Source organism: Psychrobacillus sp. NPDC093200 (assembly GCF_050280345.1).
Lineage (GTDB): Bacteria > Bacillota > Bacilli > Bacillales_A > Planococcaceae > Psychrobacillus > Psychrobacillus faecigallinarum.
Window position 1 is genome coordinate 853,499 of sequence record NZ_JBNNVC010000002.1, and the last position, 14,757, is coordinate 868,255.

19 protein-coding genes and 1 riboswitch are annotated in these 14,757 nt (G+C 34.1%); of the genes, 6 read left to right on the top strand and 13 right to left on the bottom strand.

Annotation, left to right across the window (positions count from 1 at the left end; all coding sequences use genetic code 11):
• Positions 1 to 36 precede the first annotated feature (36 nt).
• From ACQKNZ_RS11965 to ACQKNZ_RS11985, 5 genes are all read right to left on the bottom strand, one after another.
• A complete protein-coding gene (locus ACQKNZ_RS11965; RefSeq protein ID WP_427659867.1) occupies positions 37 to 189 on the bottom strand; it encodes an RAxF-45 family protein in 153 nt (50 codons plus the stop codon).
• 50 nt (positions 190 to 239) lie between these two features.
• Positions 240 to 467, bottom strand: a complete 228-nt coding sequence (locus ACQKNZ_RS11970) for a hypothetical protein (RefSeq protein ID WP_144536592.1) — start codon at positions 465 to 467, stop codon at positions 240 to 242.
• Between the two features lie 129 nt (positions 468 to 596).
• On the bottom strand, positions 597 to 992 hold the full coding sequence (locus ACQKNZ_RS11975; RefSeq protein WP_191697063.1) for a sporulation protein: 396 nt from the start codon (positions 990 to 992) through the stop codon (positions 597 to 599).
• 5 nt (positions 993 to 997) lie between these two features.
• A complete protein-coding gene (locus tag ACQKNZ_RS11980) occupies positions 998 to 2,194 on the bottom strand; it encodes an AI-2E family transporter (protein ID WP_144536596.1) in 1,197 nt (398 codons plus the stop codon).
• A 70-nt stretch (positions 2,195 to 2,264) separates the two neighbouring features.
• On the bottom strand, positions 2,265 to 3,215 hold the full coding sequence (locus ACQKNZ_RS11985) for an LCP family protein (RefSeq protein WP_427659870.1): 951 nt from the start codon (positions 3,213 to 3,215) through the stop codon (positions 2,265 to 2,267).
• Positions 3,216 to 3,377: 162 nt separating this feature from the next.
• Between ACQKNZ_RS11985 and msrA the strand changes: the two genes are divergently transcribed.
• The 3 genes from msrA to ACQKNZ_RS12000 all read left to right on the top strand — a co-directional run bounded on the left by msrA (position 3,378) and on the right by ACQKNZ_RS12000 (position 4,822).
• Entirely contained in the window at positions 3,378 to 3,908 is a 531-nt protein-coding gene (gene msrA, locus ACQKNZ_RS11990; protein ID WP_144536599.1) for a peptide-methionine (S)-S-oxide reductase MsrA, read from the top strand.
• 94 nt (positions 3,909 to 4,002) lie between these two features.
• Positions 4,003 to 4,100, top strand: a riboswitch (guanidine-I (ykkC/yxkD leader).
• A 66-nt stretch (positions 4,101 to 4,166) separates the two neighbouring features.
• Positions 4,167 to 4,508, top strand: a complete 342-nt coding sequence (locus tag ACQKNZ_RS11995; RefSeq protein ID WP_144536600.1) for an SMR family transporter — start codon at positions 4,167 to 4,169, stop codon at positions 4,506 to 4,508.
• Positions 4,508 to 4,822, top strand: a complete 315-nt coding sequence (locus ACQKNZ_RS12000; protein WP_144536601.1) for a DMT family transporter — start codon at positions 4,508 to 4,510, stop codon at positions 4,820 to 4,822. Before ACQKNZ_RS11995 ends, ACQKNZ_RS12000 begins: the two co-directional genes overlap by 1 nt.
• A gap of 178 nt (positions 4,823 to 5,000) precedes the next feature.
• Here the strand turns inward: ACQKNZ_RS12000 and ACQKNZ_RS12005 are convergent, their stop codons facing one another.
• Complete coding sequence (locus ACQKNZ_RS12005) at positions 5,001 to 5,381, bottom strand: YolD-like family protein (protein WP_144536603.1); 381 nt, start codon at positions 5,379 to 5,381, stop codon at positions 5,001 to 5,003.
• Between the two features lie 179 nt (positions 5,382 to 5,560).
• Positions 5,561 to 5,782: a transcriptional regulator gene (locus tag ACQKNZ_RS12010; protein WP_427659874.1), complete on the bottom strand. Its 222-nt coding sequence runs from the start codon at positions 5,780 to 5,782 to the stop codon at positions 5,561 to 5,563.
• Positions 5,783 to 6,116: 334 nt separating this feature from the next.
• On the opposite strand from ACQKNZ_RS12010, the gene ACQKNZ_RS12015 reads away from it, so the two are divergent.
• A complete protein-coding gene (locus tag ACQKNZ_RS12015) occupies positions 6,117 to 7,718 on the top strand; it encodes an ABC-F family ATP-binding cassette domain-containing protein (RefSeq protein ID WP_340863112.1) in 1,602 nt (533 codons plus the stop codon).
• A gap of 141 nt (positions 7,719 to 7,859) precedes the next feature.
• Here ACQKNZ_RS12015 and ACQKNZ_RS12020 read toward each other — a convergent pair whose 3' ends face one another.
• The 5 genes from ACQKNZ_RS12020 to ACQKNZ_RS12040 form a co-directional block, all read right to left on the bottom strand.
• Entirely contained in the window at positions 7,860 to 8,186 is a 327-nt protein-coding gene (locus ACQKNZ_RS12020; RefSeq protein WP_427659876.1) for a hypothetical protein, read from the bottom strand.
• Between the two features lie 58 nt (positions 8,187 to 8,244).
• Entirely contained in the window at positions 8,245 to 8,733 is a 489-nt protein-coding gene (locus ACQKNZ_RS12025; protein WP_427659878.1) for a YkvA family protein, read from the bottom strand.
• A 201-nt stretch (positions 8,734 to 8,934) separates the two neighbouring features.
• On the bottom strand, positions 8,935 to 9,774 hold the full coding sequence (locus tag ACQKNZ_RS12030; RefSeq protein WP_144536609.1) for an STAS domain-containing protein: 840 nt from the start codon (positions 9,772 to 9,774) through the stop codon (positions 8,935 to 8,937).
• Positions 9,775 to 9,928: 154 nt separating this feature from the next.
• Positions 9,929 to 10,129 (bottom strand): cold-shock protein, encoded by a 201-nt coding sequence (locus ACQKNZ_RS12035; protein ID WP_144536611.1) that lies wholly within the window; start codon positions 10,127 to 10,129, stop codon positions 9,929 to 9,931.
• A 194-nt stretch (positions 10,130 to 10,323) separates the two neighbouring features.
• Positions 10,324 to 10,584, bottom strand: a complete 261-nt coding sequence (locus ACQKNZ_RS12040; protein WP_229654078.1) for a DUF1033 family protein — start codon at positions 10,582 to 10,584, stop codon at positions 10,324 to 10,326.
• Positions 10,585 to 10,858: 274 nt separating this feature from the next.
• On the opposite strand from ACQKNZ_RS12040, the gene ACQKNZ_RS12045 reads away from it, so the two are divergent.
• Both ACQKNZ_RS12045 and ACQKNZ_RS12050 read left to right on the top strand, forming a co-directional pair.
• Complete coding sequence (locus ACQKNZ_RS12045) at positions 10,859 to 11,530, top strand: 5-bromo-4-chloroindolyl phosphate hydrolysis family protein (RefSeq protein WP_144536615.1); 672 nt, start codon at positions 10,859 to 10,861, stop codon at positions 11,528 to 11,530.
• Positions 11,508 to 12,704, top strand: coding sequence for a toxic anion resistance protein (locus tag ACQKNZ_RS12050; RefSeq protein WP_340863109.1), 1,197 nt, complete (start codon positions 11,508 to 11,510; stop codon positions 12,702 to 12,704). Before ACQKNZ_RS12045 ends, ACQKNZ_RS12050 begins: the two co-directional genes overlap by 23 nt.
• Positions 12,705 to 12,866: 162 nt before the next feature.
• On the opposite strand, the gene ACQKNZ_RS12055 is transcribed toward ACQKNZ_RS12050, so the two are convergent.
• Positions 12,867 to 14,747 carry a vWA domain-containing protein gene (locus ACQKNZ_RS12055; RefSeq protein WP_154310878.1) on the bottom strand — a complete coding sequence of 627 codons (1,881 nt, stop codon included), beginning with the start codon at positions 14,745 to 14,747 and terminating at the stop codon, positions 12,867 to 12,869.
• Positions 14,748 to 14,757 lie beyond the last annotated feature (10 nt).

Here is a 14,757-nt window from a genome sequence, read left to right on the forward strand (position 1 = left end):
GCAGTCTCCTAAATGTGGTTCAGAAAGAATGGCTTATCAGCTGTGAATTTCATGTAATTGTTTAAAAAAGGACAGACTGGTCCCGTTCTTAGCAAATCCATGAGTAATCGCACAGGATATGGATAAAAATCCCAAAATAAATCCATGTGCATTCACAGTGTTTTTCATTCCTTCTTCACCTCCGATCATTAATGTAAGACTATTTTAACATATTCCACTATTTCCTACAATGTGAATTTTTATTCGTCACCTTTTAAGCCCTCTAAGCCAGGATCGTTAAGCTCGTTCGTGTTTGGCATTCCTTCATCATTTTCTTTATTAACTTCTTCATTCCCTGATTCCGGGGTAATACTATCTCTTGTATTATCGATCGTTTCTGGCGGTGGGACATCATTTGAAGTACGATCTTCTCCACAAGCAGTTAAAGGCAACAAAACTAATATTAACAAAACAATTAACTTTTTCATCGGCTGCTCCTTTATGATGCAATTATCACTTGTAAGCAATAATCTGCAGTCTCTTTTCACATAGAGTGGTCTTCAAATAGAATTTTATCCACAAAAAAACCAGCAATAAATGCTGGGATTCTTTGCTTTTTATTCCTCAATATCAAAATGTATTTCATCTTCGTCATTGTATTCGGAACCATTTTCAAACAAGACGGTCGTTCTTAAGATAAGTGTAGTCATTTCTTCTTCACCATCTGGAAGCCATCTTTCATCTGGCATTATCTCAAAAGGAATCATTTGCATATCCTTAGATGCGACAGTACCAACCAGTTCAATAGAATGCTTGGAAACAACCTTTGGTACTTTACCATTAATCACTTTAAAGACTTCTAATTTAATATTTTCAATTTGCTCATAGTCATGTACGCCATCAATATAGATAGTTCCTGAAAGATTTATACCGTGTTCGATATAAGGATGATCCACAATTGTATCAATCTTTATTGATTTCACTTCTATACTGGAGTTAAATTTTTTGGCCATTACTCTCATTCCACCTTGTTATTTGTGTACTCATAATGTTTTTCTACAACCGGTTCAAATTTATTGTACCTCTTTTTAAACAATGTGTAAAAATGGGAAACTATAACTTTTAAAATGGCATACCCCGGAATACCTAATATAACTCCAGGAACTCCGAATAATGCACCAGAAGTAATTAATACAAAAATAATAGTAATTGGATGCACATGTAGTGATTTACCCATAATTTGTGGGGATATAAATTTCCCTTCGATCAGTTGAACAACCGTCCATACAACAGCGAGCTTAATCAACATAAATGGCGATGTGACTAAAGCAATAATAGCTGCTGGAGTAATAGCTATAACTGGCCCTAGATAAGGGACAACGCTTGTTACCATAGCCAATACGCCTAACAATAATGCATAATCCATTCCAATAATGGTGAAACCAATAAAAATCATTATTCCTATGCACATGGAAACAAGTATCTGACCTTGGATGTAAGAGCTAATTTGCTTGTCTATGCTAGTAAATACCGATTTTAAATCCTCTCTCATACGAGGTGGAAATATTTTAAGAATATATGCAGGAAGCTTTTCTCCATCCTTTAAAAGGTAAAATAAGATAAAAGGCACAGTAACAATTGCTAATATGAAGCTAGTAAGTATACCGATAAAAGATGAAATACCAGTTGCTATACCAGTGAAGGTATTTTGGAAGAATGCTCCTAGCTCCTTTGGTAAATCATATAACAGATTAGCAACATCATTCTCTATTTGTAAATAATAAGAGCTAATAAAAGTATTTGTTCTCAAAAATGAATCTAATTGACTCAATACTTCTATAAAATAACCTGGGAGCTCTTCTGCCAATCTAAAAAATTGAGCTTTTAAAAATGGAAACACAAGAAATACCAATAAGGTAACAATTCCTACTAAAGCTAAAAAGATCAGAAGTATTCCGAGCACTCTTTTAACTTTAATTTTTTCTAGCATTCGCAATATCGGTCTAAGTAAATAATAAACAATGACCGCTAAAATGATTGGTAGTATAACATTACCCAAAAAAACTGTGAGCGGGACAAAGATAAAGGAAATTTCATCATAAATCATAATGATTAACCCAATCATCAATAGCAATATAAGGGTGAATATAGTATTACGCCCACCTAAAAACTTTATGTATCTCGTTGAGAAAAAAGAAGGCTTTTCTGGTTCCACTTTTACCAAACATCCTTTCCTATACCCTTATTTTACGAGTGTAAAGATTCAATATCAAATGTAGAAGCTACTAATTTGATAAAAAATCTTCTATTGCCTTCCTATTTTGATCTTTATCAATGACAATTACAGAACCAGCATGCTTATAGATCTTAAAAGAATAACTTCCTTCTACAGGAATCGTCATTTTGTCTATTTCTAATTTTCCACTAACTATTGCATCCATCACTCGAATAGCTTTATCTTTTCTTGAATAATCTGTTTGGATATATCCCTCTGCTGCACCTAAGAATTGAGGAACATTAGAAATGTTATCTATAGATAGCACTTCATCCTTTAAAGCTTCCATCACTTTTTGTTGTCGGGCAACCCTTCCAAAATCGCCTTCGTTATCTGCCCGGAATCTTGCATAACCTAGTAATTCCTTCCCATCTAATTGTTGCTCACCTTTAGTTAAGGACACACCAATTTTTTCGGACATATCTTTTTCCACGTCCATTTTTATCCCTTCGGGCGCAAGAATATCAACTAGCGACTCAAAGCTCCTAAAATCGATAAGGGCATAATGATGTATCGGGATATCAAACATATTCTTCAATGTTGCCTGAAGAGTCGGGACACCGCCCAAATAGTATGCAGTATTTAACTTATATGATTGATAGTTTGGAATATCTGCATAGATGTCTCGCATGAACGAGATAATTTTCACATCATTACTTTTCTTATCCCAGGAAATAACCATCATCGTGTCAGTTCTGGATTTTTCTTTCCCACCTGCTCCTGAATCAGCACCAAGGACTAAAATATTTTCTCGCTCGCCTTTAGACCAAGAGTCGCCCTCGAAAACGATTTCTTGATGAACTTTTGTTTCCTTCGCTAAATTATATCCTGCTCTATATTGTAAAAATGAGTAAGTACCTATAACTAATACAAATACGATAAGTATAGTTAATATCACTCTACCTTTTCGTAGCTTCTTCTTCGGTTTGTATCTTCTTTCTTTTACTTGTTCTTCATCCATTATAAATCTCCCCTTAAGTTCCTCAGCTATGTGAAAAGGCACTTAAATGCCATTAGTAGCCTACTCTTATAATAACGTATTTTCATAAACTTGGTTTCAGAATTTTGTACAACTTCAAAAGTAATGGTAAAATCATTTTACTATATTAGGAGGTATATAAAAATGATAGAAAAAGCTACGTTTGCCGGAGGCTGTTTTTGGTGCATGGTAAAACCATTTGATACATGGGACGGAATACATAAAGTAACCTCAGGCTATATGGGTGGGCATATTGAAAACCCTACGTATGAACAAGTAAAAAAAGGTGATTCTGGGCACTTAGAGGTAGTAGAAATACAATATGATTCATCTATCTTTTCCTATGAAAAGCTATTAGAAATTTATTGGCAGCAAATTGATCCCACAGACGCTGGAGGGCAATTCCAGGACCGTGGAGAAAGCTATAGTACTGCTATATTTGTTTATAATGAGAACCAACGAGAGCTAGCAGAAAAATCGAAACAGCAGCTAGCAGAAAGCGGTAAATTTTCTAAGCCAATCGTTACCACAATAAGAGATGCCAAGGCCTTTTATATTGCTGAGGATTATCACCAAGACTTTTATAAAAAAAGTCCTGATCACTATAAAGAAGATCGTGCACAATCCGGAAGAGATGAATTCCTCGGCAAGCATTGGAATAAACCTCAAAGCTAACTACAGACTGAGCTTATGCTTAAGGGATTAATTTTTTTCAACATAATATTGATTTTAGTATTAAAATGTGTATAATACAAAGTAATTATATACTTTAAATGTTTTCTAGGGTTCCGTAACAGTTACGTTAGTCTGGACCGAGAGAAAACTCACAGCTTTGCTGTGTCACGGAAGGATAAAAGCCTGGGAGAAACTGTTAAACAGTTATCTTCTAGGCTTTTTTATTTTTGGTAATAATAAATTTGGAGGTGCTTTTATATGAATAAAGACTGGATTAAGGTATTTGTTGCTGCTATCTTTGAGATTTTTTGGGTTATTGGTTTAAAACATGCGGATGACTTTTGGACATGGGCTGGAACCGTCATTGCTATTTTTATCAGTTTTTATTTAATGATCATGTCTGGACGTAGACTTCCAGTAGGAACTGTATATGCAGTTTTTGTTGGTTTAGGTACGGCAGGAACTGTCTTCTCTGAAATTCTATTTTTTGGCGAACCGTTCCAAGTAGAAAAAGTACTTTTGATATTATTTTTGTTAGCAGGAGTAATTGGCTTGAAACTAGTTACACCCGACAAAGTTCAAGAAGGGAATGAATCCTAATGGCCTGGATTTCTTTAATTTTAGCAGGATTGTGTGAAATGTTTGGTGTTGCAATGATAAGTAAGTTGCATAAAGATCGAAATTGGCAAACGCTTGTGATATTAATTTTAGGGTTTGGAGCAAGCTTTATACTTCTTGCTTATTCAATGAAAACACTTCCTATGGGTACAGCTTATGCTATTTGGACAGGAATTGGTGCTTCTGGTGGAGCAATTTTGGGTATGGTTTTATACGGAGAATCCTCAGATTGGAAAAGAATTGTTTTTATAAGCATGGTTTTAGGGGCTGCAGTAGGTTTAAAACTTGTAGCCTAAAGTTATTGTTGATGGACTGTAGGAGGAGAGTTTATTTATTAAACAAAGTTAGAAGATAAAAATTACTCGGTAGAAAATTCTTTTTTATTTTATCAATATTCTACTGTTAGTTTTCTTATCTATTTATTTCTCAACACCCTCTCCTTCTATTTACTTATTCTTCTTAAATTCATTTAGTTTAATCCATAATCGTAACATCTACTATTTCATCTATTTTTATCGATAATAAATAAAATGGGTCCTGTAGCTGAATCACCCTGTGCTTTAAGTCAACTTCCTCTATAATTCCCCTATTATAAACAAATTGACCATTTTTCCATCTTTTAATTTTTGTATCACTTTTGGATGTATAAGCTATGTTCAGATTCTCTGATAGTGTCACGTAATCATATTCTGTTAACTCTGGTTTCGGCTCTCTTTTTACTTCCTCGTAATAATCACGTAGCAATGCCACATGCTCTGGAAGCATCATTGAAGTTCCCCACTTAATATTTCTTCGTGGATCAATATTATATTTTGATTTCTTTGCTTCTTCGAAAAAGGCATCATGAAAACCCATAAGTCAAACTCTCCTTTAATGTAATAAATAAGGTTCAATAAAAATGATTAGCCTTTCTTTTTTTAAAGTTAAATTACCTATTAGCTAGCTAGAGAATAACTAAAGCCATCTGCTTTTGTTTTTCTTTGAATGAATTAGTATATTGTTCTTCAGACAGCTTCCTACAACAAGTAATTTTGTTAAATAACCGTCCTTTCTTTATAAAAGACAGGGACAAATGCTAATACGTTGTTAATTTTAAAAATCCTTTTAGTACCCCTTAAAAAGCAGTAGGCTTGGAATGTCTCCTTTGAAATACTCAATACTTTTACTCTCCTCTTGCTGATTTCACCGTTGTTTTTCATATAAATCATTTCAAATACTTGTTTTGTTTTCATTGAATTCAAAATTGTAATACGCACATTTGTTCCCTCCTTTTAATTTATTATAAGAACATTTGTTTGCTTTTACAACTTGAAATTTCAGGAAAAAATAAATAGCCATTTTTATTTATTACGTCCTGCTTTATCGCCATTTTCGGTTCAAATTACAAGCTTAAGTCAAATTTTTTTATTCTATTTATAATTTGAACAATAATCAGTAAGTTTGTTTCAGAAAATTTTACAATTAAGTATGGCCAAAATTGGGGCACTCCATTAATTAATTCAGCTCTAAACCCCAACATATCAACGTTTGATAGCTTTTGTTTAAACTACATGCTATAATAAGAGCATTGTGAATTTTAGGAGGTATAGTATGATTGCAGTAAGTAATGTAAGTCTTCGATTTGGCGATCGTAAATTATTCGAAGATGTAAATATAAAGTTTACACCAGGTAACTGCTATGGGTTAATCGGTGCAAACGGAGCTGGTAAGTCTACATTTATCAAAATCTTGTCAGGTGAAATTGAGCCACAAGAAGGTAATGTGATTATGAATCCAGATGAGCGCTTAGCGATTTTGAAGCAAAATCACTTTGAGTATGAAGAATATAATGTGTTAGAAACAGTTATTATGGGTCATAAGCGTTTATATGAAGTAATGAATGAAAAAAATGCAATTTATATGAAAGAAGACTTTTCTGATGAAGATGGTATGCGTGCAGCTGAGCTAGAAGGCGAATTTGCAGATTTAAACGGTTGGGAAGCTGAATCAGAAGCAGCAATCCTTCTACAAGGTTTAGGAATTCCAGATAGTATGCACCAAAAGAAAATGTCTGAATTAACAGGTTCAGAAAAAGTGAAGGTCCTTTTAGCACAAGCATTGTTTGGTAAACCAGACGTACTTTTACTAGATGAGCCTACCAACCATTTAGATATCAAAGCAATTCAATGGCTAGAAGATTTCTTGATCAACTTTGAAAATACTGTTATCGTAGTTTCGCATGACCGTCACTTTTTAAACAAGGTTTGTACACATATCGCAGACTTAGACTTTAGTAAAATTCAAGTTTATGTTGGAAACTATGACTTCTGGTATGAATCGAGTCAGCTTGCAACTAAAATGGCACAAGATCAAAACAGTAAAAAAGAAGAAAAAATTAAAGAACTACAAGCCTTCATTGCTCGCTTTAGTGCTAACGCATCTAAATCTAAGCAAGCAACTTCACGTAAAAAAATGTTAGATAAAATCGAGTTAGATGATATTAGACCATCTTCTCGTAAGTATCCATATGTTAACTTTGCTATGAAACGTGAAATTGGAAATGACGTTTTACAAGTTCAAGATCTTGGTTACTCATTAGAGAACGAAAAACTATTCTCTGGCATGAATTTCACTTTGAATAAGGACGACAAAATTATTTTGTTAGGTGATGAGCTCGCTAAGTCTGCTCTACTTCGTCTTCTAGCTGAAGAGGAAGAGCCACAAGAAGGATCTATCAGATGGGGCGTTACTACATCTCGTGCTTATTTCCCTCTTGATAACGCAAAATACTTTAACGGTTCAGAAACGTCTCTAGTTGATTGGCTTCGCCAATATTCACCAGATGATGAAAGTGAGACATTCTTACGTGGATTCCTAGGACGTATGCTATTCTCTGGTGAAGAAGTAAAGAAAAAGCCTTCCGTACTATCTGGAGGAGAAAAAGTTCGTTGTATGCTATCCAAAATGATGCTTTCTGAAAGTAATGTTTTGTTATTAGATGAGCCTACCAACCACTTAGACTTAGAATCAATCCAAGCCCTAAACAATGGCTTAATCGCGTTTAAAGGTGCTATGATCTTCACCTCTCATGACCATCAGTTCATTCAAACGATTGCAAATCGTGTAATCGAAATCCGCAAGGACGGCTCTATCTTAGATAAGCAGCTGACATACGATGAATTTTTGGAATGGAAAGAAGCTCAAAAATTATAATATAGAAAAGCGAAGTGCTAGATAAAATCTTCATTTTCTTATCTTAAAAAAGGGTATTCGTGATAATTCACGGATACCCTTTTCTCATCTATATTGCAGAGGATCTAAATCTCTATTAATTGGTCCATAATGTACCAGACCTCACTCGATTACACGATCTATAATACGATCATACAATTCGTCATCAAAAACAGGTGCAACTGAATTTCGCAACTCGTCTACATCATTTTTGATCTCTTTTAACTCATCATGCTTAAAAACAACATCATCATTTAGAGTATCCCATATATAATCACAGAATCGAACAAATTCAACATCCCAATTCGCATTGCCATTATTCTGTGCCTCATATCTTAACTTCTCAATAGCTCTAATTAATTCTCCTTCTACGGTTTCCGATTGTCCATTCGGCGGAACATATTTTTTCCAAATAGCTTTTGCTTCTTCAAAATATTCCACTATTACCACCTCAAACAAAAATAGTTACTATTATCAATTTTTAAAAAAGCATGAGACAATTATTGTCTCATGCTTTTTTTGAAGTTTTGATAAATCGGCCAAGCAATGAACGAGCCGGTAATTTTCCTAAAACAGTATCTCCAGTTTCCGATACCTTTTTCAACGTGTTTAAAAGTTTGTCTTCTCCAGCCCAATGCTCTTCTACAATTTCAGGTGAAAATTTATTTAATAGCATATTGACGATAAATGCTGCAACTATAATATCATCGATGAAACCACCAGGTCCCACTAGGCCCTCTGGTAAGATATCGATTGGAGTAATAAAGTAAAGAATACCACTCCCTATAAGTGTTTTACTTTTCGAGTCAATGCGGTCATCCAACATTGATTTAATAAGTAAATGAAAAAAATCAGGAGCAAACAAAAGATACGGAGTAAACTTTCCCATCTTATTTGATTTTAAATCAACGTAATTTGTTATTTTAGCGCGTAATTTCGTATAAAAATCTTGTTGTTCATCATAGGAAGGCAATTCCTTTTTTAACTCTAAGTCCATACAAAACTCCCCCTTCTTTTTATCACTATACCAAATATTTAGGTAAATGAAACATATATAGTACTACTTAAATGAAATAATTGATTTCCACAACAGCTTGCGTACTTTGTTACAGGTGCCAGGCACCTGTAACAAAGTATAGGATGAATGATAAGCCATTAAATATCCCTGTTCCATGCATGTTCTGTTTATGAGATAAACTTATTTTAATGTTATTTCACCTATATTTAAATACTCATTTAAAGCTTGTTGTAATGTGCCATAGGTTTTTGTATCTTTATCAAACATCATTCCTAATCGGATCATTTGACGAACAACCTCTGGTCTTAAGCCGGTAATTATTGTTTGACACCCCATCATGGCAGTTCCATATAAAGTTTTCATAAGATGCTCTATTACGTCATTTTCCATTTCAGCAATTCCAGATAAATCTATGATTAAAGTTTGTATTCGTAGTCTTCCTATTTCTGTCAATACTTTCTCTTCTAAAATTGCTGTTCGATATGTATCAACTGAACCAATTAAAGGTAAAATACAGATAGAAGGTGTAATTGGTATAATTGGTACTGAAAGATTTTCGACAACCTTTCTTTGAGAGAGTATCAATGCATCTTTATAAGTAGAATAATTTATGAAAAATGCGTTTAAGAAATTATCTATTCGATTATTTAGCAGTTTTTCTATTTCAAAGAAATCTTCCATATTCCAATAGTCTTCAAGATCATTCATTTCTTTTATAAAGGCCCAGACTGTTCTACGGATAGCCTGCACCCATTCAAGTTTGAAGGCTAAAGTTAAGGAATGAGTTGCCCAAGCGATTCCTTCTTGTTTAGCAAATAAGTCTAACTCCTCATCATTACCTTCGATAATATTCTTAATAAGACTATGTGCATTATTAATTAAATCAATATCTCCAACTCTTAAAATGTCATTAATCTTGTCACGGACATTTACAGCTTCAGAAAGAAGATTTTCTTGAACACGATTCTTGTTCTCTTTAAAGTACTCTATAATTCTTTCATCTAAAAATAGCTTTTCCAAGTTGCTTCCCCCTAGATATTTTAATGATAATTTGAACACTCGTCTTATTTACCCATATAGTTTTAAAGTTAAACACTATGCGGATAGTGTTTTCATAAACATTTTTTATTTTGAGACAAAAAAAATAGCCCATCTAAATGATGGGCTTTCTAACTTATAGTTTTGTAACATTTGCAGCTTGAGGTCCGCGATTTCCTTCTACTACTTCAAATTCTACACTTTGTCCCTCTTCAAGTGATTTGAAGCCTTCACCTTGAATAGCAGAGAAGTGTACGAATACGTCATTTTCTCCTTCAACTTCGATGAATCCAAATCCTTTTTCTGCGTTAAACCATTTTACAGTACCTTGTTTCATGTTATTACCTCCAAAAATAAAATTAACAATATGTAAATCTAAAAATTCACATATTCCATGAAGTACCGACATCACATCATCGATCACTACATGGGATATGTGAATTGCTAATACGGTTTATCATTTTAATTGTTATCTAAATTATAGCAGTTGGATAAATTTAGTCAACAAATTTTTACATTATTCTAAATCGTTTATTCGATAGTTTTCCAGATGATACCATGAAATATTTGTAAATCATCCTCACAGGACTCACAATAGCATTGCTCCTTAACAGACCAAAAAGCCCAGAATTTATCCTCTCTAGATTCTTCTTTTGGAAATTTTCTACGAAATTCTGTTAGCCTGTTATCAAGATACAATCGTGCATCTTCTTCCTTTTCAAATGAAACTCTTTCTAAAATATGATCTTCCCATCCTTCGAAAGCCCACCATGGTTCATAATCTGCTTTCATATAAATTACCTCATACATAATATATCGCCTCTAATACTTTATAATAATTCATATTTTACTGCTCTAAATTATTTTGTCTACTGTTACGACTTACTTGAACTGTTTAAATTGAAAATCTTCTCTCTTTGGGTTAAGTTATAATTAACAACTACAAACAAAATGGAGAAATTGGGGAAGCTTATAAAGGCTCTTCCCATATTGTTTATTTTTGCAAAATGAAACCTTCTTTTCTCTCATTCGTATAATGTAGTGTATATATAAGGAGGTCTTGACTATGACAGAAGCAGTTCAAACCGTCATTCGTCATTTTATAAATATTCCAATCATGATTGCATCATGGTTTACATTCTTTTTTCCTCTCGATTTTGGATTTTTAGGAAGTTCCGGACTAGCTGTTATCGTTTATGCAGCCTCTAACTTTACGATTAAAAAAATACAACAAAAATCCATTATGAAGAAATATGATTTAACAGCATCTGAATATTTCCACATTCGAAATCAAATCAAGGAAGCTAATGCAAAGGTCCGTACTCTTAATAGTCATTATTTGAAAGTGCGATCTATAAGTTCCTTTAAACAGCTTTTTGAACTAAATAGATTAGCCAAACGAATTATTGCATTGGTTAAAGCAAACCCTAAAAAATTTTACCAAGCAGAAAACTTCTTCTACGCTCATCTAGATTCAGCTGTAGAACTTACTTCTAAGTATACTTTCTTAGTTTCTCAACCTTCTAAAAATAGAGAAATGAAGCTAGCTTTAGAAGATACACGCGAGACTTTAGAATCTATCAACACTGTAATGGAAGATGACTTAAAAAATGTTCTAGCAAGCGACATGGAGCATTTGAGAATGGAATTAGACTTTGCTAAATTATCAGTATCTAAAAAAGCTAAACCTTTATATTTAAAAGGAGAGACAAAAGATGAGCGAAAATACCTCGAATAAAACAGATGATTTTTTAATGGACGAACTACTAAATAACCCATTTGCTCTAAATGAAGCTAAGCCTCAAGCAGTTTCCGAACAAACAAAAGATGCATTACCAACGAAATTAATAGATCGTTTATCGGAAGAAGAAAAACATAAAGCTCAACAATTAGCTGATCAAATACCAGCTGGAAACTATGAGGCAATACTAACATATGGTGCCAATGCTCAAACAGAGCTTACTCGCTTTTCCCACCAAATGTTAGATCATGTTCAGAAAAAAGATATTGGGCCAGTTGGTGATATTTTAGGCGATTTAATGAAAAAGTTATCTGAGCTGAATCCCGAGGAGCTTTCCACAGAAAAGAAATCAGGTATCCGAAAACTCTTTAATCGTGTCAACCGTTCTGTGCAAGAAATGATGACGAAATACCAAAAGCTAAGCACTCAGATTGACAGAATAGGCATACAATTAGAGCATTCCAAACGTGGACTTGTGGAAGATGTTCAAATGCTAGATAAACTTTACGATCAAAACAAAACATATTTCCAGGCTTTAAATGTGTATATTGCTGCAGCTGAGCTTAAAAGAGATGAAATTGTAAATGTAACAATACCAGAATTAAGAAGAAAAGCGGAAATGTCTAACGATCAAATGGCATATCAAGAAGTTAATGACATGGCACAGTTTGTAGACCGCTTAGAAAAAAGAGTATATGATTTGCAACTTTCACGTCAAATTACCATCCAAAGCGCTCCGCAAATCCGAATGATTCAGCAAACCAACCAAACGTTAGCTGAAAAAATTCAATCGTCAATTATGACATCTATTCCATTGTGGAAGAACCAAATTGCTATCGCTCTTACATTAAATCGTCAGCAAAAAGCAGTAGCGGCCCAAAGACAGGTAACGAAAACAACAAATGATCTACTCTTGAAAAACTCAGAAATGTTAAAAGTAAATAGTATTGAAACTGCTAAAGAAAATGAACGTGGCATCGTAGAAATCGACACATTGAAGAAAACACAGGAAAATCTTCTTCAAACAATCGAGGAAACAATGCGTATCCAAGCCGATGGAAGAGTAAAACGTAAAGCAGCAGAAATAGAAATTAGCCGTATGGAAGAAGAACTGAAACAACGTCTACTTCTCATCGCTGACCAATCTAAAAACAGATCCGTACAACCATAATATAAAAAGGCATTGCTTTTATTGGCGATGCCTTTTATATTATATGTTTATAGAAAAAGCTAGTAGTTCCTATTCAATTACACAATTAACATTAAAGCCTCTCTCCACTTTCTCCTCAAAACCACACAAAAAAACACAACGCTATAGTTTTGTTTTCACTAATCAGCTTTTAACGATATGATGAAGCATTTTCCGTAGCAACCGTAAAGTTTCATCTGAGAACTTTTCCAAAGATGCAGCAGTAGCAGTTTTTTTACCAAATATCAGATGAAAAAGCTCTATCTGTTCTTCAGTGGCTTCCTCATCATTTAGGAAAAGATGAAGAATGGATATCTTTTTTCGTTCAACCTCCAGTACAGCCTCTGCAGTGTCCATAATGCCGTTTTGTGCATAACCAAAAGCAGAAGGCTCTCCGTCAGAGAAGACAAGTAAGAATTTATGATTTTCTGGTCGTGCCTCTAGTCGTTTACCAATCCAGCGTATAGCAAATCCATCACGATTATCCTCATGGGCTTCCATAGACAAAATACTGAAACCACTATCTTTATGACCATCCTCTAAACGATGAACCCATTCAAAGGTGTTTGGTTGCTTAGTTTCAGATGCTTCGAAGGCATCTTCATAATGAAGAACGATTTCGTGTACAATCTTCAACTCTCTTAGAACATCATGAAATAATAAAACGGCTTTTTGAGTTTCCTCCATTTTATCCTGCATAGAAGCTGAACCATCCACAAGTAAACCAAATACAGCATTTAACTGAGTACTTGGAGCATTTTTTTTATAAAACGGTTTTGGTCTTTCTTCAGTCCAAATGGATGTCATTTGTGTGGAAAGCCTGCCTTTAGAGAGGTTTGTTCGTCGGTCTATCTTCTTTTGCTCCATTCGTTTTTTCATTTCTTGTACAAATGCTTTTACAAAGGGAGCCTGGTCCTGTCGAATAGCTTGTAGTTGTGTTTTTTGAATGAGGTTAGGAACAATTTCTATCCTTTTTTCTTCATAAACCACATTAGTATGCTCGTTTCCAAAATTCTTGCCCGCTTTTTTGCTATAACCACTTTTTTCTTCTTCATGCTTGACGTCCTGAACTTCACTATTATTTCCAGTGGAGTTTCCCCGTCCTGTTTCGGTAATCTCATGATTTTCCTGTCCTTGTTCTGCATTTACGTTTTGCTCGGCCTTTCCATCCCGGCCATGCTCCAATTCATATTGAAGATGGACTCCATCCTCCTGCTCATTTTCCCTGTGCCACGATCTAAATACTTCTTCAATCGTATCTTTTTTTTCTTCCTCCCCCATCTCAGAATCCTTCAACCCTTGATGGTAATGAAAATCTATATTTGCTATATTAGAAGGCGATAGGATGGCATAAAACTGGAGAAGGGTATCGTCAAAAATAAACTCTGATAAAATATTTATAATTTGGAACGCAAGATCAATCGAATCCTGAGTAGATTTATTGTCATATACCTTTTGAATAATTTGGTTTGTTCCGATAAAGGAATCTGGACCAGTAGCATAAATGGTTCCCTCATACAAACAGATATACAAATAACTGAGGTAAGCATCTGCTAGAAATCCTTTTTGCAAATTTACTGTTAACTGCTGCTTATGAAAGGCTAAGTATGTTTCTATTCTAATATCAAAAGTTTTCCTCATACCAATCCGCTTTTTTTGAATACTTTCCATCAATCGAAACTCTTCCAGACAAAAGATGATTTGATCCATGAGCTTTGGTAGGATACTATCCCTTTGATCAAGGTAATGTGACCAAGCTAGAACACTAAAGTGCTTCCAAAATCCTTCTGTTAATAAATAAATATCAGATAGTCTACCTTTATGCATAACCTCTTCACTACGATGTCTCCAAAATACACTTATAGAAACAGTCTGTTCCTCAGGTTGAAACTCAATTAGCTTTCTTTCATTAATTGTAATATCCATATTTTTTGTCATAGCCTTAGCAATTGTTTCGTAATGCATCAGTTGCCTTGCATCAATCGTTTCGTTATTGAATTGGATAAAGCGATTTACCGAAGACAATTACATCACC